Raw genomic sequence first — 21,861 nt, 5'->3', positions numbered from 1 at the left:
GTTAAGAGTGTATTATTTTAGGGTGAATTTTAGATGGCAAAGAAAAAAAGAGTGACTGGACGGCGCAGCCATACAAAGCAGAGACGTCCGAGTCCGTACAAAAGAAGCGTTCTTATGATTTTGTCAGTATTGTGTCTTCTTTCCGGTGTGCTGGGAGTGAATGCAGTAAAGCTTCATGCAAAGAATACAGCGTATAAACAGCAGGAAGCAGAACTGAAGACACGGATTAAAAGTGAGCAGGCAAGAGCAGAAGAGATCAAAGAATACGAGCAGTATGTACAGACAGATGATTACATGAAAGAGATCGCAGAAGATAAGCTGAATCTTGTTGATCCGAATGAAATTGTGTTTAAACCAATCAAGTGAATAGTAACCGAATCTGCAAAGCCAGTGAAAGACGGATACAGAATTTTACGAAAGATAACTCCGGGAGAGAAAGTTCTCCTGGAGTTTTTCTTTTTTTACGCGAACAACGAGCCAAAGTCCGTGCCTGCACGAGACCTTGGAGACTGTCGTGATAACTTGAGAAACTTGCGGAGCGTGTTTCTCACAGTTTGAGTAACGAGGGGGGATGGAAATGGAAAATGGACAGGTATTACATAGCAGTCCGTATGTGGAACAGATTGATAAGTTTGCAGTTTCATTAAAACAGTTAGCGAAAACATTTTTGAAGTTAGAAGAAAAAAAGCAGACATTCTCAGAAGAAGAGATTGATGAAATGTTTGCCTGCGTAAGAGAAGAAGTGTGTGAAAAATGTGAGAAAAACAGTTGGTGCTGGGGTGAAAACTATATTCAGATGTATCAGATGGGATACGAGATTCTTGCAGCAGTGGATCAGTATGGAAATGAACTGGATGCAGAGACAAAAAGAAAACTGATGCAGCGCTGCATTATGGCTCCGCGGTTTTATCGGGGGATGCTTGACAGTTTTCACGAAGCAAGACAAAATATGATCTGGATCAATCGTATCGCAAGAAGCCGGGAAGGATGTGCAGCCCAGCTTGATCTATTTGCAGATATGCTACAAAATGTGGCGAAAAATCTGGAAGACAGCATATTTACAGATGAAAGGTTGGGGAAACGGATCTTATCTCAATTAAAGAGAAAAGGAATACGTGTACTTTCCATGCATTTTCTTGTGAATGGAGAAGGAAAATATGAATTGCATCTGACGATGCGTACCTGGAAATCGGAAAAGATTCCGGTGAAAAGTCTGGCAGGGACTCTGAGTAATCTGACAGGAAGAAGATTGATTCCGGGAAAAGAGGGAGCGCAGCTGATCGGAACGGATTATACAACAGTGGTCTTCCGAGAAGGACCATCCTATTACACAATGTCCGGGATAGCAAGAATCGGAAAAGGCTGCAGTAATATTTCAGGGGACAGTTTCACGATGATGGATCTTCCGGGTGGTAAAAGGGGAGTTGCATTGTCAGATGGCATGGGATGTGGGCAGGCTGCCTGTCGGGAAAGCACACTTGTGATAGAACTTCTCGAAGAACTTCTGGAAGCGGGATTCCCGGAAAAGACTGCGATCCAGATGATCAATACAACACTGGTCTGCGGAAGAGAAGAAATCCATTACTCTACGATCGACCTTACAGTGTTTGATCTGTATACAGGGGAATGCGAATTGATCAAGGCAGGCGCATCCTCAACTTTTATTCGAAGAAGGATCAGATTGAGCATCTGACATCGACAAGCCTGCCAATCGGAGTGATGAATTCACTTGAAATAGATTCAGTGAAACGGCAGTTGACGGATGGGACGTATGTGATCATGCTGACAGACGGAGTGCTGGATGCACTTCCGGTAGGAGAGCAGGACTTCCTTCTTGAAACAATCATAAAAGGAACGGAAATACGAAATCCAAAGGAACTGGCCAGACACATTTTACAGCAGGTACTTAACTGGACAGGAAAAGAACCGGAGGATGATATGTCAGTTTTGGTTGCAGCTTTGTGGAAATGCAGAAAGTAGCCATTGACATAGAAGTAACCGTTAACGTATAGTTGAGGTATGATGGATAAAAGATTAGAAAAGATTGAAAGCTATATCAGACAATATCATATGATAGAAAAAGGAGACAGGATTGTCATAGGTGTATCGGGTGGCGCAGACTCTGTATGTCTGCTGATGGCACTTTGTTCATTGCAGGAAAAGCTGGGATTCCAGGTGCTTGTCTGCCATGTGAATCATGAACTGCGCGGAGAGGAGGCTGCACAGGATGAGGCATATGTGGAAATGCTTTGTCATAAAATGCAGGTTCCTTTTTTTGCATTTCATGAAAATGTGGAATTAATTGCAAAAAAGCGGAAAGAATCATTGGAGGAAGCAGGCAGATATGTGCGAAGACAGGCATTTGAACAACTCTGTAGAGAACAGGGCGGGACAAAGATTGCAACAGCGCATCATAGTAATGACAATGCAGAAACAATGCTTCTTAATATGGCAAGAGGAACCGGGCTTCGTGGATTGTGTGGGATAAGACCAGTGTATGGAAAATGGATCCGCCCACTTCTGGACTTGTCCAGGGAAGAGATTGAACAGTGGTTGAAAGATTGTGATATCAGATATTGTGTTGACGAAACGAATCAGGAAGATGAATACACAAGGAACCGGATTCGTCATCATGTGATTCCAACATTAGAAGAACAGGTTAATACAAGGACGATAGAACATTTTGTGAAGCTCAGTGAACAGGCAGAAGAAATCTATGAATATCTGGAAAAACAGACAGATCAGGCATGGAATATCTGTGCAGAACAGACAGACGGACTTCAAAGCAGGAAAGAAATATTTCTCAAGGCAGAGGAAATGAAACAGCTTGATCCTGTGATAAAGAAATTACTGATCCAAAGATCAGTAAGTGAAGTGGCAGGGGCACAGAAAGATATTGAAAGCAGGCATATCCTGGCGGTACTGCAACTGTTTGAACGGCAGACAGGACGGCAGATTGATCTTCCGTATAGTGTTACAGCCAAAAGAATGTATGAGGGAGTTCTGCTTACAAAAGGTGATAAAAAAGTTACATCTGTACATCAGAAAGAGAAAAGAAAAGAAGAGAGTGATTTTGTTCTACAGCTTCAGATTCCGGGAGAAACACAGATCCCGGGAACAAATTTGAAAATCTGCTGTACAATCAGCGGTGAAAATGAGAAGAATTCAGCAAAAGAGATACCACAAAAAAGCTACACGAAATGCTTTGATTATGATATAATAAAAAGCAGTCTCTGTGTGAGATACAGACGACCCGGAGATTATTTTACAATTGATGGGGAAGGAAAGAAAAAGAAGCTGAAGAGTTACTTTATTGATGAGAAGATTCCGCAAGAAGAACGGGACAGACAGCTTCTGATCGCAGAGGGAAGCCACATCGTATGGATTCCGGGCAGAAGGATGAGTTCGTACTACCAGGTGGGAGACCAGACGAAAAAGATTCTTAAGATAAAGATTATGGAGGAATAGAACAATGGCTGAGAAGATTAAAGTGTTAATTACAGAGGAAGAAGTAGATGCAAGAATCCGTGAACTCGGAGAAAAGATCAGTAAAGAGTATGAAGGAAAGCAGATCCATCTGATCTGTGTTCTGAAAGGTGGAGTATTCTTTATGTGTGAACTTGCAAAGAGAATCACAGTTCCGGTATCTATGGACTTTATGTGTGTTGGAAGCTATGGAGACGGAACAAAATCCAGTGGTGTTGTAAGACTTGCGAAAGATCTGGATGAGTCTATTGAGAATAAGGAAGTATTGATCGTGGAGGATATCATTGATTCCGGTAATACACTGTATTATCTGATGGATGTACTTCGTCAGAGAAAACCGGCAAGTCTCCGTCTTTGCACCTTACTTGATAAACCAGACCGCCGCGTGAAAGATGTGCACGTAGACTGGACAGGATTTGAGATTCCGGATGAGTTCGTAGTTGGATACGGACTGGATTATGCACAGAAGTATAGAAATCTTCCATACATCGGAGTAGTAGAAGTCGCAGAATAGAAAGGAAGCAATAATAAATTGAATAATGACAGAAAAAGCAGAGGTCTGAGTGGGGCAACGATCATCAGTTTTGTTGTGATCCTTGTTGTGGTTCTGTGGATGGCGAACCAGCTTCAGATGCATCAGCAGGAGATGACATATACCTCCTTTGTCTCTGCAGTACAGGAAAAAAATGTTTCTGATGTCTACATCAATCAGAACAGTGCAGTTCCGACAGGAACTGTCTCTGTTACATTGAAAGATGATGGTAATACAAGGAAAGTGAATGTGTCAGATGTTGAGCAGGTAGAGAAGCTTCTGACAGAGAATCAGGTGGAGTACAGGCTTTCGGATGTACCGAAGGATTCCATGTTGACAACAGTTGTAGTTCCGATGCTGATCACACTTGGTGGAGTATTTCTGATCTTTTTCCTGATGAGCCGTCAGAATGGCGGGGGGAATTCAAAGGCGATGAACTTTGGAAAGAGCCGCGCAAAGATGAGCACGAAGAATGAGATCAAGGTTACATTTCGTGATGTTGCAGGATTGAGAGAAGAGAAGGAAGAACTGGAAGAAATCGTAGATTTCTGAAAGATCCGAAGAAATACATCCAGGTTGGAGCACGTATCCCGAAAGGTGTTCTTTTAGAAGGACCTCCGGGAACCGGTAAGACACTTCTTGCAAAGGCTGTGGCCGGTGAGGCAGGAGTACCATTTTTCAGCATTTCGGGTTCAGATTTTGTTGAGATGTTTGTTGGCGTGGGTGCTTCCCGTGTCCGTGATCTGTTCCAGGATGCGAAAAAGAACGCACCATGTATCATATTTATTGATGAGATCGATGCAGTTGCAAGACGCCGTGGAAGCGGTCTTGGAGGTGGACATGATGAGCGCGAGCAGACCCTGAACCAGCTCCTTGTAGAGATGGATGGATTTGGTGTAAATGAAGGCATTATCGTAATGGCAGCGACAAACCGTAAGGATATTCTGGATCCTGCAATCTTAAGACCGGGAAGATTTGACCGTGATGTTATTGTCGGACGTCCGGATGTAGGCGGCAGAGAAGAGATTCTGAAAGTTCATGCGAGAAATAAGCCGCTTGGAGATGATGTGGATCTGAAGCAGATTGCCCAGACAACGGCAGGATTTTCAGGAGCAGATCTTGAGAATCTTCTCAATGAGGCTGCAATTCTGGCGGCGAAGGAGAACCGGGTGTACATTCAACAGTCTGATATCCGTCATGCATTTGTGAAGGTCGGAATCGGTCCGGAGAAGAAGAGCCGTATCGTTTCTGAGAAGGAACGCAGGATCACGGCTTATCATGAAGCCGGACACGCGATCTTGTTCCATCTGCTTCCGGATGTGGGACCGGTTTACAGCGTATCTATCATTCCGACAGGTGGAGCCGGCGGATATACGATGCCGCTTCCGGAGAAGGATGATATGTTCAATACAAAGGGACATATGCTTCAGGAAATTACAGTTTCCCTTGGCGGACGTGTTGCAGAAGAAGAGATTTTTGATGATATCACAACGGGAGCTTCCCAGGATATCAAGCAGGCGACAGCAATTGCAAAATCAATGATCACGAAGTTCGGTATGTCTGAAAGACTGGGACTGATCAATTATGATAATGACAGCGATGAAGTATTCATTGGACGTGATTTCGGTCATACATCAAGAGGGTATGGCGAAAAAGTGGCCGGAACGATTGATGAAGAAGTGAAACGTATTATTGATGAGTGTTATTTGAAAGCGCGTACACTTATTCAGGAGTATCATCCGGTACTCGAGAAGTGTGCACAACTGCTTCTTGAGAAGGAAAAGATAACAAGAAGTGAATTCGAAGCACTGTTTGCAGACAGTGAGGTTGAAGGATAGTAGTCATTATATGTATTTAGGATAAGATACCCTCTGCCGGCGGGCAATCCCGTGTTGGCCGGGGGTGTTCTTATTTTAGATAGTTTTAAGAATTGAGTTAAAGGAGGCTAAACAGGTGAATAGAGAAGCACTGTTTTGTGACGGTACAGGTGATTATGTCTGTCCGGCAGAGCCTGAGATAAATGAAAAAGTAGTGTTGCGATTTCGTACGGCACACAATGATGTTGATGAAGTGAAACTGCACATCGGAGAACAGGAGTATCCTATGTGGAAGACACGTACGGATGGTGAATTTGACTTTTACGAGATCGAGTATCAGCTTGGTAAGGATATCTTAAGATATTGTTTTGAAATCAAGCAGGGAGCAGAGATCTGTTTTTATAGTAGGTATGGAATAACAGGGAAAAAAGAAAACTATTACGATTTTATTATTTCGCCGGGATTTAAGACACCAGAGTGGGCGAAAGGTGCTGTGATGTACCAGATCTTCGTTGATCGTTTTTGTAATGGAGATCCGACAAATGATGTAGAGGATAATGAATATATTTATATTGGGGCACCGAGCCGCAAGGTGAAGGACTGGAATCAGGCACCGGAAGCAATGGATATCCGTAATTTTTACGGCGGGGATTTACAGGGTGTTTTAGATAAGCTGGATTATCTGCAGGATCTTGGAGTTGAAGTTATTTACTTCAATCCGTTGTTTGTTTCTCCGTCGAATCATAAGTATGATATTCAGGATTATGATTACATAGATCCGCATTATGGAAAGATTGTTGTGGATGACGGAGAAGTACTTCCGGTAGGTGCAAAGGATAATATCCATGCGACAAAGTATCAGCAACGCACAGGAGATATCCGTAACCTTGAGGCAAGTAATCAGCTGTTTATCAAACTGGTAGAAGAGATGCATAAGCGTGGAATGCGTGTAATTCTGGATGGTGTATTCAATCATTGTGGTTCTTTTAATAAATGGATGGACAGAGAACGTATCTATGAGCCGCAGCCGGACTATCCGAAGGGAGCATATGTAAGTAAAGAAAGTCCATATAACAGCTTTTTCCTGTTCCATGATGCGAGAAATGAGCTCTGGCCTTATAACGGAACATATGATGGCTGGTGGGGACATGATACACTGCCAAAGCTCGATTATGAGGATTCACCACAGCTTGAGCAGTACATTATGGATATCGGAAGAAAATGGGTATCACCGCCGTATAACGTAGACGGATGGCGTCTTGATGTTGCGGCGGACCTTGGATTCAGTAATGAATACAACCATATCTTCTGGAAGCGATTCCGAAAGGAAGTTAAGGATGCGAATCCGGATGCAATTATATTAGCAGAACATTATGGAGATCCGCAGGACTGGCTCCAGGGAGATGAGTGGGACAGCGTTATGAATTATGACGCATTTATGGAACCGCTGACCTGGTTTTTGACTGGTATGGAGAAGCATAGTGATGAATATCGTCAGGATCTGTGTGGAAATGCTGATAACTTTGTCGGAGCGATGCGTCATTTTATGGCAAGTATGCTGACACCATCTCTTCAGGTGGCAATGAATGAACTTTCCAACCATGACCATTCTCGTTTCCTGACACGTACGAACCACAAGGCAGGACGCGTGGCACAGCTTGGAACAGAAGCAGCTGAAAAGGATGTGAATAAGGCAATCTTACGAGAAGCGGTTATTATGCAGATGACCTGGATCGGTGCGCCGACAATTTATTATGGTGATGAGGCAGGACTTTGTGGATTCACTGATCCGGATAACCGGAGAACTTTCCCATGGGGGAACGAAGACAAAGAACTTCAGGCATTCCACAAAGAAGTGATCCGTATCCACAAGGAAGAGAAGCCATTGAAAAAGGGTTCTATCAAGCTATTGGCTTCGGATGAAAATCTGCTGGCCTATGGAAGATTTGAAGCGGATGAACAGATTGTCGTTGTTGTGAATAACAGTGATGAACTTCGTACAGTGACCGTACCGGTATGGTATGCGGGGGTAGAGATGGAAGGACGGATGAAACGACTGATCTACTCTTATGAAAACGGTTATACGACAGAATATGACGAGTATATCGTACAAGATGGAGAGATTGTCCTGAATATGGGATCTCATTCAGCAATCATATTAAAGCCGGCAGAAGCATTGAGACTGATGCCGTAAGAAATGAAACGGTATCTTGCAGATAAAGAAAGAGTATTATACGAGAATAATAAAACCAGGGGATGAGCAGTTTTAACATCTGTTCATCCCCTGGTTGTTACTATTATTATTTTGTAAGAACTTCTGCACCATTTTCAGTGATAAGCACCATATACTCAATCTGAGCAGAAAGACCATCATCCATTGTATAAACAGTCCAGTCATTATCCTCATCTACGAAAAAGTCAGGACTACCTTCGTTGATCATAGGTTCGATTGTGAACATCATCCCTGGAACGAGAAGCATCTCACTTCCCTTTGGTGTCACATAGCTGACAAAAGGATCCTCATGGAATTCCAGTCCGACTCCATGTCCACCGATATCTTCTACGACAGAGTATCCATTTGCACGGGCATGTGTATTGATCGCATCTGCGATATCACCTAAATGTCCCCAAGGCTTCGCAGCCTCAAGTCCAAGCTTCACACACTCTTCTGTGACGCGGACGATGCGCTCTGCACGTTCAGATACTTTTCCCATCTTGAACATACGGGATGCATCAGAAAAATATCCGTCAAGAATAGTGGATACGTCAACATTGATAATATCGCCTTCTTCCAGAATGATATTCTCATCCGGGATACCATGGCAGATCTCGTTGTTAATAGAAGTACACACGCTCTTTGGGAATCCCTGATAATTAAGCGGAGCCGGGATACCACCGTGTTCTTTTGTGAAACGATATACGATGTCATCGATCTCCTGCGTGCTCATTCCAATGTGGATCTGTCTTGCTACTTCATCCAGGATCGCTGTATTAAGCTCAGCACTTTTTCTGATCTTTTCAATCTGGAATGGAGTTTTTAAAATCTTACGTGTCGGAACAATCTCACCACGTTCAGCATGCATCATTATCTTTTCTTCAATCGGCATATGGCATTTCTTATATTTTTTGCCGCTGCCGCACCAGCACAATTCATTTCTTTCCATGATATTACCTCTTCTAAAAATCACTTATTTTCTCGGTTTCTACTTATTTTATCACAAAATTCGACAAAAAGATACATGTTATGCTTGCCGAGAACGTAAAAATATAGTACGATTAAGATTCAGATAGGAGTGATAATGTATATGTGGTATTGGGCGATTATGGTACTGCTGATTTTAGGGAGTATCGCACTTCTTTGCAGTACATTTATAAGTGTAAAAAAGAATAAGGCACAGGACGCAGAGCGGAGAAAGCAGTCCAAGAAAGGAAAGCGTAACAAGGCAGATCAGGGATATGATCCAGAAGAGGATCAGCCGCAGGGAAAGAAGAGACGCAGTTCAGGGCAGAACGGTTCTATGGATTCAGCGAAGCGTTCTTCTAAAAAGAGAAGACAGTGGAAGATTATCCTGGAAGATCTGGATACATGGCAGAAGTATAGCTTCATATTCTATGACGAAGTAGGAATCGGAAGAGCAAAGCGGAATGACAATTATGAGAAGTATCTGCCACTGCATGAGGATGGAAGAGTATCCAAGCAGCATTGTGTGATCATACAGAGAGGTGACTGTTTGTATCTGATGGATGATGGTTCCAAGAACGGAACATACCTGAACGGAATTCTGGTAGATCGTCCGACAGAGATTCAGAGAGAAGATGTGATCGGCGTTGGGGAGACCAGACTGGAGATTCTCAGAATCTTAAGAGAAAGTGAATAATGAAATTACAGGCAAGGAAGTCCGGCGGAAAAGTCAGGACTTCTTTTTCTTTTTGATCGTAAAATGAAGAATCTGTGTGAAAGTAACAGTTGAGTAAGGAAGATCATATAGTAGTTATATAGTTACTGTCAGTGGGAGTGAGCAACATGTACCAGAAATTGCCTTATTATATGGCCTATCCGATACAGACAGAATATGATGAGAAAGCGGAAAGGACAGACCTGGAGTATATGAAAAGCCTATATCCGGATCTTCCAAAGAGAATACTGCCTTATGTCGAAGAGGAATGTGACAGGATGGAATACACGGGGAGTGTGATGTTTGATGTTTATCCGGATAAATTGCAGCTACGCATCATGTGCAACAGAATTTGCGAAAATGTAAAAAAACAGGAGAAAATGTTTGCCGGGGAAGAACGGATGTTAAGAAATCTGGCGGAAGTCCTGTTGTATCAGGAAATCTACCGACGCAGGGGCGAACAGAGAAAAAGGAAACAAAAAATTTACAGTTATTGTTCATTGCCAGGAAAATCTGTGATATAATCATTCAGATTACAACGAAAGAAACGGATTCAGAAGAAGGGAACAGATACAAATGAAAAGTAATCTTATATTTATCGGTATGCCGGCTGTCGGAAAAAGTACAGTTGGTATTGTAGTAGCAAAAAGACTTGGAAAAGGTTTCATAGATTCAGATCTTCTGATTCAGGAACAAGAAGGAAAGCTTCTGCGTGAAATTATAGCAGAAGTCGGTGATGATGGGTTTTTAAAAATCGAAAATCAGGTAAATCGTGATATAAAGGCAGAAAATGCGGTTATTTCTCCGGGCGGAAGTGTCGTCTATTGCGAGGAAGCAATGAAACATTTCAAAGAAATCGGAATTGTTGTATATCTTCATGCTTCTTATCAGACAATAAAGAGAAGGATCAGGAATCCTCAAAGAAGAGGAGTTGTTTTGAAGGACGGTCAGACATTAAAAGACCTGTATGACGAGCGAAAAGTCCTTTTTGAGAAGTATGCAGATGTGACAATCAGTGAAGAAGGCTGTCAGATTGAAGAAACAATAGAAAATGTACTTGATGTTATTGAGGATTACTCTCAAAATAAAGCGTGAATATTACCGTCATAGAAAAAGGGGATTCCACAATGAAAGATTTTGTGTTATAGTTATGTATGGATTATATTGTAATTAAGGTAGAAAATTCTTTTCGTATAGACAAAGACACAAGAATAAATCGTTACTGAACACAGAATCTGTGGGAAGTAATACAGAATCGGACAATTGAGGTGCAAAATGGAGCAATATATTATTAAGGGTGGTAATCCGCTGGTTGGGGAAGTTGAAATCGGCGGAGCTAAGAATGCGGCACTTGGAATTCTTGCAGCTGCAATCATGGCAGATGAACCGGTTTTGATTGAGAATCTTCCGGATGTGAATGACATTAATGTCATGCTGGAGGCAATCGAGGGAATCGGTGCAATGGTACAGAGAATTGACAGACATACAGTAAAGATCAATGGAAATACAATCGGAGATTTCAGTATTGATTATGACTACATCAAGAAGATCAGAGCGTCTTATTATTTGTTAGGTGCACTTCTTGGAAAATACAAGAGAGCAGAAGTAGCACTTCCGGGAGGATGCAATATCGGAAGCAGACCGATCGATCAGCATCTGAAAGGATTCCGTGCACTTGGAGCAGATGTAGACATTGAGTATGGTAAGATTGTTGCAGAGGCGGAAGAGCTGAAGGGAACACATCTTTATTTTGATGTTGTAACTGTAGGTGCGACGATCAATGTGATGATGGCAGCAGCTATGGCTGACGGTCTCACGATCATGGAGAATGTAGCGAAAGAGCCACACGTTGTAGATGTAGCGAACTTCCTGAACAGCATGGGAGCAAATATCCGTGGTGCAGGAACAGACGTGATCAAGATCCGTGGAGTGAAGTCCCTGCACAAGGCAGAGTACTCCATTATTCCGGATCAGATCGAAGCAGGAACATTTATGTTTGCCGCTGCGGCAACACGCGGAGATGTGACAGTGCTCAATGTGATTCCGAAGCATTTAGATGCAACGATCTCCAAGTTGGTAGATATCGGATGTGAAGTAGAAGAATTTGATGATGCAGTCCGCGTAGTGGCTAAGGGACGTCTGACAAGTACACAGGTGAAGACATTACCATATCCGGGATATCCGACAGATATGCAGCCACAGATCGGTGTTGTGCTTGCACTTGCAAAGGGAACAAGTACGATCACAGAAAGTATCTTTGAGAATCGTTTTAAATATTTAGATGAGCTGGCACGTATGGGTGCGAATATCAAAGTTGAAGGTAATTCAGCAACAATCGAAGGTGTTGAGAAATTTACGGCAGCAAGAGTCAGTGCGCCGGATCTTCGTGCAGGAGCTGCGCTTTGCATCGCAGGACTCGCAACAGAAGGAATTACGATCGTAGATGATATTGTTTATATCCAGAGAGGATACGAACGCTTTGAAGAGAAACTCAGAAGTCTGGGTGGAATCATCGAGAAAGTGTCCAGTGAAAAAGAGATTCAGAAATTCAAATTAAAAGTTGGCTAAACCGAGGTTACTGTTTACAACAAGCTGCGGCCGGCAGCGAGCCGATACAGACAGAATCCGAAGAAATATGATGTGAGAATGTATGCAGGTGTCGGAACGAAAGTCTGATACCTGTTTTCAGTTTATGTGTCAGGAACTATGGCGTAATGGATGATCAGGCAGGCCGAATGAAACAGTAGCGGGATATCAATAAGAAAACAGCAGGAGCAACAAACGATGAATGAATTTGAACAGGCAGAAGAACGGAGAAAAAGACAGAGAGAAGAAATCAAACAAAAGAGGATCAGACAGCTCAGACGAAGAATGACGATTTCCGGCTGTATTTTGTTGTGCATAATCATAGCGCTGGCAGCCTTTGCAGTCAATGTGGCTAAGAAAAAGAAATTGGCAGCAGAACAGAAAAAACAGCTGGAACAGGAAATTGCACAGATGAATGAATCGCTGAATGATTGCTACAACACTTTCCTGACGGATAATGGAATGTCAGCGGAAAAATCGGATGTTACAGCATTTACGAAATGGCTGGAAAAGAACCATTCTGAAGAGATGGATGATTTATTTCTGGTCTATCAGAAGAATAAAAAGATAACAGCGCAGGATATTTATGATTCCTTTGGAGCAACTTTGCATGTTCTGTCAGATACATACGAAGGAAAATTAAAGGATGAAGCTACCGCTGCGAAGAATCATATCTATGAGAAGAAGGCAGCAGAGAACGGAACTGTGCAGATTACGGCAGCAGGAGACCTCTGTCTGGAGGAAGACGGATATGTTCTTGATTATTATGATACGGTAAATGACTTGTCAAAATGCATTTCCAAGACAATTCTGGATCAGACAAATGCAGCAGATCTTTTCTTCCTGAATCATGAATATTGTGTCAGTGACCGTGGAACCCCGCTGGAGGATAAGTATTATGTATTCCGTGCAAAACCGGAACGTATGAAGTTGCTGGAACAGATGGGGACAGATATTGTTTCAATTGCGAATAATCACATTTATGATTATGGTGCAGATGCGATGGATGATACGATTGATCTGTTGGATCAGGCGAAGATCAATCATGTAGGAGGCGGAACGAATCTGGATGAGGCAAAGCAGCCGACTTATTATATTATCAATGGAATTAAGATCGGATTTGTGGCAGCTTCCGAGGGAGAACAGTATAAATTTACACCGGAAGCAACAGATTCAACGACAGGTATTCTTGCATCTTACGACACAACAGAGTATAATCAGGTGATCGCTGATGCATCAAAAGAATGTGATTATCTGATCGCATATGTTCATTGGGGAACAGAAGATGAGGATATGTACAATTCGACGCAGACAGAGCATGGAAAAGAATTCCTGAAGTCAGGAGCAGATATCGTGATCGGAGGTCATCCGCACGTACTTCAGGGAATTGAGTACACAGAGGATGGACCTATTGTATACAGTCTAGGAGATTTCTGGTTTAATGATGAGACAAAATATACGGGACTTCTGAATCTTGAGATTACATCAGAAGGACTGAAACAGATGTCTTTCATGCCGTGTGAGCAGAAAGACAGCCAGACACAGTATCTGAATAATGCAGAATCCCAGAGAGCACTTTTTGATCACTTGCAGGAGATTTCACCGAATATTACAATTGATGATACAGGTGTGATCACTGAGTTGAAAGATGTTGATGCAGAATCATAGAAATATAAAAGTTTTATCAACTTCAGAAAACGGTATTGACATAATCAACAAGGTGTTGTATAGTCTGATACGAAACAAAATTAAATAAATGATACTTTCTCTTATTCAGAGCAGTGGAGATACAAAGGATCTAAGAAGCTGCGGCAACCCCTCGTAATAGGAAGGTGCCAACCTGAGCGAGTTATTTCGAACAATAAGAGGATTGTTAAGATAAACTGACAGTCCGCTTGATGCGGGCTGTTTTCATTATTGGCAAGGTAAGCAAATGAAGACAGCACAAGCGAGAGAAAGTGAGATATTGCTGTGGGGACAGCAATCGGAAAGGAGCAGAACAGATATGGAAAGAGAAAAGATTTTATTTACATCAGAATCAGTAACTGAGGGACATCCGGATAAGATGTGTGACCAGATCTCAGATGCAATTCTTGATGAGCTGATGAGACAGGACCCGATGAGCCGTGTAGCATGTGAGACATGCTGTACAACAGGTCTTGTAATGGTTATGGGAGAGATTACAACACAGGCATATGTAGATATCCAGAAGATCGTTCGTGACACAGTTCGCGAGATCGGATATACAAGAGGAAAATATGGATTTGACGCTGATACATGTGGCGTGATCACAACACTGGATGAGCAGTCAGCAGATATCGCACTCGGAGTAGACAAGGCACTTGAGGCGAAAGAGAACAAGATGTCAGATGAAGACATCGAAGCGATCGGAGCAGGAGACCAGGGTATGATGTTCGGTTATGCTTCTGACGAGACAGAAGAATATATGCCATACCCGGTTGCAATGGCTCATAAGCTTGCTCTTCAGCTGACAAAGGTTCGTAAAGACGGAACGCTTACTTACCTTCGTCCGGATGGAAAGACACAGGTTACAGTAGAGTACAACGAAGACGGTTCTGTAAAGCGTCTGGATGCAGTTGTTCTTTCTACACAGCATGACCCGGATGTGACTCAGGAGCAGATTCATGAAGATATTAAGAAATATGTATTCGATGAGATTATTCCGGCAGAACTCGTAGACGAAGAGACTAAGTTCTTCATAAATCCGACAGGACGTTTTGTAATCGGTGGACCACACGGAGACAGCGGACTGACAGGACGTAAGATCATCGTTGACACTTACGGTGGAATGGCTCGTCACGGTGGCGGTGCTTTCTCCGGAAAGGACTGTACAAAGGTAGACCGTTCTGCAGCTTATGCAGCACGTTATGCAGCAAAGAATGTTGTAGCAGCAGGACTTGCTAAGAAATGTGAGATTCAGCTTTCTTATGCAATCGGTGTTGCACAGCCGACATCTATCGCAGTTGATACATTCGGAACAGGAAAACTTTCTGATACAAAACTGGTTGAGATCCTTCGTGAGAACTTTGATTTCCGTCCGGCAGGAATCATCAAGATGCTGGATCTGAGAAGACCGATCTACAAACAGACAGCAGCTTACGGACATTTTGGACGCAACGACCTGGATCTTCCATGGGAGAAGCTGGACAAGGTTGACGATTTAAAGAAATATCTGTAAGATAGAAATATCTGATACAAGCACCGGAAGGTGCCTGACACCCGTCATAAAGTGTCAGGCACCTTTTTCAATACGGAAAGGAGATGCTTCTATGAAATTACGTACCAAACTGATTATTGCTTTTGTAGTCGTTATGATCTTTCCTGTAACATTTGCACTGATCGCAATGCATGCATTTGTTCCGGGAAGAGGGGCAGAGATACAGCAGCTGTATCTGATCGCAGTTGTCCTTACGACAGCATTTCTAATCTTGTGGATCTACAGATCGGTATCGGTCCCGCTGGAGAAACTTCAGAGAGCTGCACGCAATATCAAAGAGGGTAATCTTGACTTTGAGATCAAGGCAGAATCAAATGACGAGATTGGACAACTCTGTCAGGACTTTGAAGAAATGCGTCTCAGACTGAAAGCACAGGCGGAAGAGAAGGTCGCATTTGACAGAGAGAATAAGGAACTCATCAGTAACATTTCACATGACCTGAAGACTCCGATCACAGCGATCAAAGGTTATGTGGAAGGAATCATGGATGGCGTAGCAGATACGCCGGAAAAGATGGACAGATACATCAGAACCATTTATAATAAAGCTAATGAGATGAATCTTCTGATCAATGAACTGACGCTTTATTCAAAGATCGATACGAATCGAATTCCGTATAATTTCACAACAATCTCTGCGAAGGGATATTTTGCAGATTGTGCGGAGGATTTAAGTGTAGAACTGGAATCAAAGGGAGCTGAATTTATCTACAGGAACTTTATGGAAGAGGACAGTAAGGTGATCGTAGATCCGGAGCAGCTTCGAAGAGTCATCAATAACATCGTATCAAATTCTATCAAATACACAGATAAGCCGAAGGTGAAGATTACGATGGATGTAAAGGACGTGGGAGACTTTATTCAGGTAGAACTGGGAGATAACGGAAAGGGCATTGCGGCAAAGGATCTGCCGAATATCTTTGACCGTTTCTACCGGACAGATGCTTCAAGAAACTCTTCTAAGGGAGGAAGCGGCATCGGTCTTTCTATCGTGAAGAAGATTGTGGAAGAGCACGGAGGAAAGATCTGGGCAACCAGCGAAGAGGGCGTTGGAACCACGATGTATTTTGTAATAAGAAAATATCAGGAGGTACCCGTAGAAGATGAGTAAACGTATTTTAATCGTAGAAGATGAAGAAAGCATTGCAGATCTTGAGAAAGATTATCTGGAACTGAGTGGCTTTGAAGTCGAGGTTGCAAATGATGGAGAGATAGGACTTAAGAAAGGACTCGAAGGAGAATTTGATCTGATTATTCTGGATCTGATGCTTCCGGGAGTAGATGGATTTGAGATCTGTCGTCAGATCCGCAGCCAGAAGAATACGCCGATCATTATGGTTTCAGCGAAGAAAGATGATATTGACAAGATTCGTGGGCTTGGACTTGGCGCAGATGATTATATGACAAAGCCGTTTAGTCCAAGTGAGCTTGTAGCCCGTGTGAAAGCACATCTTGCAAGATATGAGAGACTGATCGGAAGTACTGTAGAGCAGAATGAAGTGATTGAGATCCGTGGATTGAAGATCGATAAGACAGCACGTCGTGTCTGGGTGAATGGAGAAGAGAAGTCTTTCACAACGAAAGAATTTGACCTTTTAACTTTCCTTGCAGGGCATCCGAATCATGTGTATAGTAAAGAAGAGCTTTTCCGTGAGATCTGGGATATGGAGTCAATCGGAGACATTGCAACTGTTACAGTACATATTAAGAAGATCCGTGAGAAGATTGAGTATGATACTTCACATCCACAGTATATTGAGACAATCTGGGGTGTGGGATACAGATTTAAAGTATAAGAAGAAAGAGAGGACTCTGCCAGTGAATGGTGGGGTTCTTTTTTGTATATTAGGAAAGTGCTTTCCTAATATACAAAAAACGCTCCGCTAAGGATGCGCACTGCGGCGTACAATGTAGATGTCGCAAGCGACCGCCGCAGGCGCAAGAATGTGCAAGGCACATTCTTTGTTCTAGAAATAATAAAGATGTCAACTTGAATGAAGAAAAGGTTGACAATCGAAAAAGACATGGCTATACTATTTTCATATGTTGTAAATAAGATCAACAGAATAATAATGCAGAAGATGCATTGGAGATATTTGAGGATTGCGGGAATTACATAGCAATGGAGTAATCCGGTTGAATGACAAAAATTACTTTTGAGACTCATATCATAGAAGCAGAAGAAAGGGAAATATACCATGTCAAACAGATCAATTCATACATTACTGAAAAATTGGGATGAAGAATGTCCGCTTACAAGAGAAGAAGCAGTTGAAGTGCTGAATCTTCCAGAGGAGGAGATGGACAGTCTGATGGAGTGTGCTTATGCACTTCGTACAAAATACAAAGGGAAGAAAGTAAGCGTTCAGCTTCTGACAAATGTTCGTAGTGGAAACTGTACACAGAACTGTGCTTACTGTGCACAGTCCAAGGATTCTCAGGCAGAGATTGAGAAGTATAAGAGAGTATCAGATGAAAAGCTTTATGGTGATAATGATCTGGTAGATGAGAAACATCTTGCAAGACATTGTATCGGATTGAGTGGAATCGGATTCTCAGATGAGGAGATTGAAGATCTTGCAGACCGTATCCGCGAGATGAAGAAGAAAGATACACAGATCTGCTGCTCCATCGGCTTCCTGACAGAGAAGCAGGCAAGAATCCTGAAAGATGCCGGATTGGACCGTATCAACCATAACCTGAACAGCAGCCGTTCTTTCTATCCGGAGATCTGTACAACACATACTTATGATCAGCGTGTGAATAATATCAAGATGCTTCAGAGTCTTGGATTCGAGATCTGCAGTGGTGGAATTGTTGGAATGGGTGAGAGTAAGGAAGATATCGTTGATATGCTGATGGATCTTCGCGAGATCAATCCGGAATCGGTTCCGATCAATTTCTTACTTCCGATTCCGGGAACAAGACTGGCAGATCGTGATATCTCAGAGCTGACACCGGAGTATTGCTTGAAAGTTCTTTGTCTGGCAAGACTGATGATTCCAAAGTCCGATATCCGCTGTGCAGCAGGAAGAGAAGTTTATTTCAAGGGATTGGAACCGGAACTTTTCAAAGTTGTTGATTCTATCTTTGCATCAGGTTATCTGACAGCCGGAGGTCAGGGAATCGATGACACAATGAAAATGATAAAAGATGCGGGATTCGATGGAGAAATCGAGTCTACAGATCACTAAAAATGATTCAAACTATATAATAATTTTAAATAAACCGCCAAACGAAGGATACGCTGTTCTGAGGATGAATCAGAGCGGCGTATCTTTCGTTTTATCAGCTTTTACTTGCAGATGATTAAAGGGAGTGGTAACATGGTGTTTAATAATTGTCATGTGAGAGCGAGGAAAGATAGGCATGTATGGATTTTATATAGATGAAGACAGGAGAAAAGCACGAAGAGCAAAATGGAATACAGTGAGGATCATATCAATCGGATTCTTTGGCGTGATTCTGCTTGGCAGTCTGCTCTTATGGCTTCCATTTTCAAATCATCAGCCGATTCGTTATATCGATGCACTGTTCACAGCTGTAACATGTGTCTGCGTGACAGGATTGGTGACAGTTGTGCCGGCTGCGCAATTTACAGTGGCAGGAAAAGTGATCCTGCTTATTCTGATCCAGATCGGCGGACTTGGAATCATTGCATGTACAACTGCATTTTTAATTCTGGTTGGAAAAAGAATAAATATGAAGGAACGAGTTGTCATTCAAGAAGCCTATGGTCTGTCCACACTTCAAGGAATGATCCGGTTTATTGAAAGAGTATTGTGGGGAACATTTCTTGTAGAAGGAATTGGCGCAATCGGATATTCATTTCAGTTTATTCCAGAGTATGGTGTTGCGAAAGGAATCTTCTATTCCGTGTTTCACTCAATCTCTGCATTTTGTAATGCGGGTGTAGATATTCTTGGAGATTCAAGCTTTACGAGATATGTCAATACACCGGTGATCACAATTACGACAACAATGCTTGTCATTCTCAGCGGTCTTGGTTATCCGGTATGGATCGATCTTGCGAAGAATATAAAGATGACAATACAGTCCAAGGGAAAACGGCCAGTCGGAAGAACGATCACAAGACTGAGTCTGCAGAGTAAAATCGTCTTGACAATGACGTTGTTCCTTCTTACTTTGGGAACTGTGGGATTCTATTTGTTAGAACATCATAATCCGGCAACGATGGGAACATTGAACGCTGCAGGGAAATTCCAGGCGGCTTTTTTCCAGTCTGTGACGACGAGAACGGCAGGATTTGCCAGCGTATCTCAGTCAGGCCTTACGAATGGTTCGAAGCTACTGGCCAGCATGCTGATGATCATCGGTGGTTCACCGGCAGGAACTGCAGGTGGTATCAAGACAACAACAGTTGCTGTTCTCTTGCTTACAGCAATTTCTGTCTTGAGAGGAAACAAAGATACGGAATGTTATGGAAGAAAAATTACATTCGAAATTATAAGAGTAGGGATAACAATCACACTTGTGACATTTGTCTTCTGGCTGTTTGGGGTGACGGTGATGACAGTGATCGAGCCACAGCAGAAAGTCCTTGATCTGATGTTTGAGGCGACATCTGCGATGGCAACGGTTGGTCTGACAGCGGATCTGACGCCAGTGCTTAGTGATATCAGTCATGTCGTTCTGATGCTCATGATGTATATTGGACGAATCGGACCAATGACGATGGCACTTATATTTTCCGGTCATGTGGATAAGAAGAATCAGTTCCGTACTTTGCCGGAAGCGAAGATTATGGTTGGCTAAGAAAAGATAAAAGAGAAAACAAGAGATACGCGATAAAAACAAGGAACAGTATATGAGAAGGAGAAAACGATGAGAAAGCAGTTTGCAGTTCTGGGGCTTGGTAGCTTTGGCCGGAGTGTGGCCTTGACACTTGAGAATATGGGATGCGATGTGATCGTTGTAGATAAATCACGGGAGACGATCCAGGAAATCGCGGATAGGGTGACCTATGCAATCACAGCAGATATTACAGAGAAAGAGGCATTGAGTACACTTGGAACAAGGAATTTGGACGGAGCAATTATTGGAGTTGCGGAGAATCTTGAAGCAGGGATCATGGCGACTCTGCTTTGTAAAGAAATAGGAATTCCAATGGTTGTTGCCAAAGCAAAGAATAAGTTACAGGGAACTATATTGAAGAAAGTAGGGGCAGATACTGTTGTATATCCTGAGATTGAGATGGGCAGCCGGGTTGCCAAAAGCCTTCTGGCAACAGAATTCACAGACTGGATTGAACTGTCAAATGATTACAGTATGGTTGAGATCGCTGTTCCAAAACCGTGGATCAATCACAGTATGGCAGAACTGGGTATACGTACGAAATATGGAGTTACAGTTGTAGGAATCATGCAGGACGGAAATGTTAATGTAGAGTTTAATCCACAGATGCCGCTTCCGGAGAATGCACTATTGATTTTGGTTGGAGCAAATAAAGTACTCGAAAAGATTGGAAAATTGGAGAAATAGATTATGATAACAAGTACATCGAATGCACAGATCAAAGAACTGGCGAAGCTGCAGAAGAAGAGCCGCTTAAGAGATGAAAAAGGAATCTTTCTCGTGGAAGGACCAAGAATGACAGAAGAGATTCCGGCGGAACGAATTGAGAAAGTATATGCTTCAGAAAGCTTTGCAAAGAAGAATAAAGAATTTTTAGAGAAATTACAGGCGCCGGTCGAGCTTCTGACGGATACTGTGTTCGCTTACGTGTCAGATACAAAGACACCGCAGGGAATTCTGGCGATTGTGAAGAGACTCAATTATACGATGAATGACCTGATGCAGGTGAAAAATCAGAAGGCACCGCACTTGGTTGTGTTGGATAATCTGCAGGATCCGGGAAATCTCGGAACTATTTTCAGAACAGCTGAGGCAGCAGGTGTAACCGGAATCTTATTGAGCAAAGATTGCGTGGACGTCTACAATCCAAAGGTGATTCGTTCCACGATGGGGGCTGTATTCCGCATGCCGTTCCTCTATGTGGAAGATCTTCCGGAGAAGATCAAAGATCTGCAGAAGGAGGGCATTAAAACTTACGCAGCACATTTGCGTGGAGAAAATGCATACGACGAGGAAGATTATACAACTGGTTGTGCATTTCTGATCGGAAATGAGGGGAACGGACTTCGTGATGAAGTTGCAGACTGCGCGGATTGTCTCATCCGTATCCCAATGGAAGGCGAGGCAGAATCCTTAAATGCGGCAGTGGCAGCGGCGGTTCTGATGTTCGAAGCAGGAAGACAAAGAAGAAAGAAATAATAAAAATGCATA

19 protein-coding genes, 1 pseudogene and 1 riboswitch are annotated in these 21,861 nt (G+C 42.7%); of the genes and pseudogenes, 19 read left to right on the top strand and 1 reads right to left on the bottom strand.

Annotation, left to right across the window (positions count from 1 at the left end):
* Positions 1 to 33: 33 nt before the first annotated feature.
* From DXB52_RS07385 to DXB52_RS07360, 7 genes and pseudogenes are all read left to right on the top strand, one after another.
* Positions 34 to 366: a septum formation initiator family protein gene (locus tag DXB52_RS07385; protein WP_117498533.1), complete on the top strand. Its 333-nt coding sequence runs from the start codon at positions 34 to 36 to the stop codon at positions 364 to 366.
* Between the two features lie 205 nt (positions 367 to 571).
* Positions 572 to 1,980: pseudogene (locus DXB52_RS07380) on the top strand (SpoIIE family protein phosphatase).
* A 39-nt stretch (positions 1,981 to 2,019) separates the two neighbouring features.
* A complete protein-coding gene (tilS, locus tag DXB52_RS07375) occupies positions 2,020 to 3,468 on the top strand; it encodes a tRNA lysidine(34) synthetase TilS (RefSeq protein WP_118106864.1) in 1,449 nt (482 codons plus the stop codon).
* Positions 3,469 to 3,472: 4 nt separating this feature from the next.
* Complete coding sequence (gene hpt, locus DXB52_RS07370) at positions 3,473 to 4,000, top strand: hypoxanthine phosphoribosyltransferase (RefSeq protein ID WP_117498539.1); 528 nt, start codon at positions 3,473 to 3,475, stop codon at positions 3,998 to 4,000.
* Positions 4,001 to 4,018: 18 nt separating this feature from the next.
* On the top strand, positions 4,019 to 4,570 hold the full coding sequence (locus DXB52_RS16915) for an ATP-dependent metallopeptidase FtsH/Yme1/Tma family protein (RefSeq protein WP_472520022.1): 552 nt from the start codon (positions 4,019 to 4,021) through the stop codon (positions 4,568 to 4,570).
* The gene (gene ftsH, locus DXB52_RS07365; protein ID WP_472520026.1) at positions 4,525 to 5,856 is read left to right on the top strand and encodes an ATP-dependent zinc metalloprotease FtsH; all 1,332 of its coding nucleotides are present in this window, start codon (positions 4,525 to 4,527) and stop codon (positions 5,854 to 5,856) included. Before DXB52_RS16915 ends, ftsH begins: the two co-directional genes overlap by 46 nt.
* A gap of 115 nt (positions 5,857 to 5,971) precedes the next feature.
* A complete protein-coding gene (locus DXB52_RS07360) occupies positions 5,972 to 8,029 on the top strand; it encodes a glycoside hydrolase family 13 protein (RefSeq protein ID WP_118106863.1) in 2,058 nt (685 codons plus the stop codon).
* A gap of 106 nt (positions 8,030 to 8,135) precedes the next feature.
* Here DXB52_RS07360 and DXB52_RS07355 read toward each other — a convergent pair whose 3' ends face one another.
* Positions 8,136 to 8,999 carry a methionyl aminopeptidase gene (locus DXB52_RS07355; protein WP_117579224.1) on the bottom strand — a complete coding sequence of 288 codons (864 nt, stop codon included), beginning with the start codon at positions 8,997 to 8,999 and terminating at the stop codon, positions 8,136 to 8,138.
* Between the two features lie 141 nt (positions 9,000 to 9,140).
* Between DXB52_RS07355 and DXB52_RS07350 the strand changes: the two genes are divergently transcribed.
* The 12 genes from DXB52_RS07350 to rlmB all read left to right on the top strand — a co-directional run bounded on the left by DXB52_RS07350 (position 9,141) and on the right by rlmB (position 21,849).
* Entirely contained in the window at positions 9,141 to 9,713 is a 573-nt protein-coding gene (locus DXB52_RS07350) for an FHA domain-containing protein (RefSeq protein WP_117568795.1), read from the top strand.
* Between the two features lie 146 nt (positions 9,714 to 9,859).
* On the top strand, positions 9,860 to 10,255 hold the full coding sequence (locus DXB52_RS07345) for a hypothetical protein (protein ID WP_117541458.1): 396 nt from the start codon (positions 9,860 to 9,862) through the stop codon (positions 10,253 to 10,255).
* A 52-nt stretch (positions 10,256 to 10,307) separates the two neighbouring features.
* Entirely contained in the window at positions 10,308 to 10,826 is a 519-nt protein-coding gene (locus tag DXB52_RS07340; protein ID WP_118106862.1) for a shikimate kinase, read from the top strand.
* A gap of 180 nt (positions 10,827 to 11,006) precedes the next feature.
* Positions 11,007 to 12,299 (top strand): UDP-N-acetylglucosamine 1-carboxyvinyltransferase, encoded by a 1,293-nt coding sequence (locus DXB52_RS07335; protein ID WP_054752850.1) that lies wholly within the window; start codon positions 11,007 to 11,009, stop codon positions 12,297 to 12,299.
* Between the two features lie 216 nt (positions 12,300 to 12,515).
* Complete coding sequence (locus DXB52_RS07330; protein ID WP_117568797.1) at positions 12,516 to 13,985, top strand: CapA family protein; 1,470 nt, start codon at positions 12,516 to 12,518, stop codon at positions 13,983 to 13,985.
* A 98-nt stretch (positions 13,986 to 14,083) separates the two neighbouring features.
* Positions 14,084 to 14,185, top strand: a riboswitch (SAM riboswitch).
* A 137-nt stretch (positions 14,186 to 14,322) separates the two neighbouring features.
* On the top strand, positions 14,323 to 15,516 hold the full coding sequence (metK, locus tag DXB52_RS07325) for a methionine adenosyltransferase (protein ID WP_117541490.1): 1,194 nt from the start codon (positions 14,323 to 14,325) through the stop codon (positions 15,514 to 15,516).
* 91 nt (positions 15,517 to 15,607) lie between these two features.
* A complete protein-coding gene (locus tag DXB52_RS07320) occupies positions 15,608 to 16,666 on the top strand; it encodes a sensor histidine kinase (protein WP_117579227.1) in 1,059 nt (352 codons plus the stop codon).
* Positions 16,659 to 17,351 carry a response regulator transcription factor gene (locus DXB52_RS07315; protein WP_118106861.1) on the top strand — a complete coding sequence of 231 codons (693 nt, stop codon included), beginning with the start codon at positions 16,659 to 16,661 and terminating at the stop codon, positions 17,349 to 17,351. The genes DXB52_RS07320 and DXB52_RS07315 overlap by 8 nt, the downstream gene beginning before the upstream one ends.
* Positions 17,352 to 17,753: 402 nt before the next feature.
* A complete protein-coding gene (gene bioB / locus DXB52_RS07310) occupies positions 17,754 to 18,749 on the top strand; it encodes a biotin synthase BioB (RefSeq protein ID WP_118106860.1) in 996 nt (331 codons plus the stop codon).
* A 175-nt stretch (positions 18,750 to 18,924) separates the two neighbouring features.
* Complete coding sequence (locus DXB52_RS07305) at positions 18,925 to 20,331, top strand: TrkH family potassium uptake protein (RefSeq protein WP_117825191.1); 1,407 nt, start codon at positions 18,925 to 18,927, stop codon at positions 20,329 to 20,331.
* 69 nt (positions 20,332 to 20,400) lie between these two features.
* Positions 20,401 to 21,057 (top strand): potassium channel family protein, encoded by a 657-nt coding sequence (locus tag DXB52_RS07300; protein ID WP_117825193.1) that lies wholly within the window; start codon positions 20,401 to 20,403, stop codon positions 21,055 to 21,057.
* A 3-nt stretch (positions 21,058 to 21,060) separates the two neighbouring features.
* A complete protein-coding gene (rlmB, locus tag DXB52_RS07295) occupies positions 21,061 to 21,849 on the top strand; it encodes a 23S rRNA (guanosine(2251)-2'-O)-methyltransferase RlmB (protein WP_118106859.1) in 789 nt (262 codons plus the stop codon).
* The last annotated feature ends 12 nt before the right edge of the window (positions 21,850 to 21,861 follow it).

The sequence above is a fragment of the Ruminococcus sp. OM04-4AA genome (assembly GCF_003462585.1).
Lineage (GTDB): Bacteria > Bacillota > Clostridia > Lachnospirales > Lachnospiraceae > Mediterraneibacter > Mediterraneibacter faecis.
Note: the sequence above shows the minus strand (reverse complement) of the source record. Positions and strands in the feature narration are given on the sequence as shown.

Coding starts and splice junctions, on each gene's coding strand:
- DXB52_RS07335 (WP_054752850.1), top strand. CDS start 11,007: ATGGAGCAATATATTATTAAGGGTGGTAATCCGCTGGTTGGGGAAGTT.
- DXB52_RS07340 (WP_118106862.1), top strand. CDS start 10,308: ATGAAAAGTAATCTTATATTTATCGGTATGCCGGCTGTCGGAAAAAGT.
- metK (WP_117541490.1), top strand. CDS start 14,323: ATGGAAAGAGAAAAGATTTTATTTACATCAGAATCAGTAACTGAGGGA.
- DXB52_RS07385 (WP_117498533.1), top strand. CDS start 34: ATGGCAAAGAAAAAAAGAGTGACTGGACGGCGCAGCCATACAAAGCAG.
- DXB52_RS07315 (WP_118106861.1), top strand. CDS start 16,659: ATGAGTAAACGTATTTTAATCGTAGAAGATGAAGAAAGCATTGCAGAT.
- DXB52_RS07345 (WP_117541458.1), top strand. CDS start 9,860: ATGTACCAGAAATTGCCTTATTATATGGCCTATCCGATACAGACAGAA.
- DXB52_RS07350 (WP_117568795.1), top strand. CDS start 9,141: ATGTGGTATTGGGCGATTATGGTACTGCTGATTTTAGGGAGTATCGCA.
- DXB52_RS07330 (WP_117568797.1), top strand. CDS start 12,516: ATGAATGAATTTGAACAGGCAGAAGAACGGAGAAAAAGACAGAGAGAA.
- hpt (WP_117498539.1), top strand. CDS start 3,473: ATGGCTGAGAAGATTAAAGTGTTAATTACAGAGGAAGAAGTAGATGCA.
- bioB (WP_118106860.1), top strand. CDS start 17,754: ATGTCAAACAGATCAATTCATACATTACTGAAAAATTGGGATGAAGAA.
- DXB52_RS07300 (WP_117825193.1), top strand. CDS start 20,401: ATGAGAAAGCAGTTTGCAGTTCTGGGGCTTGGTAGCTTTGGCCGGAGT.
- DXB52_RS07355 (WP_117579224.1), bottom strand. CDS start 8,999: ATGGAAAGAAATGAATTGTGCTGGTGCGGCAGCGGCAAAAAATATAAG.
- rlmB (WP_118106859.1), top strand. CDS start 21,061: ATGATAACAAGTACATCGAATGCACAGATCAAAGAACTGGCGAAGCTG.
- DXB52_RS07320 (WP_117579227.1), top strand. CDS start 15,608: ATGAAATTACGTACCAAACTGATTATTGCTTTTGTAGTCGTTATGATC.
- tilS (WP_118106864.1), top strand. CDS start 2,020: ATGATGGATAAAAGATTAGAAAAGATTGAAAGCTATATCAGACAATAT.
- DXB52_RS07305 (WP_117825191.1), top strand. CDS start 18,925: ATGTATGGATTTTATATAGATGAAGACAGGAGAAAAGCACGAAGAGCA.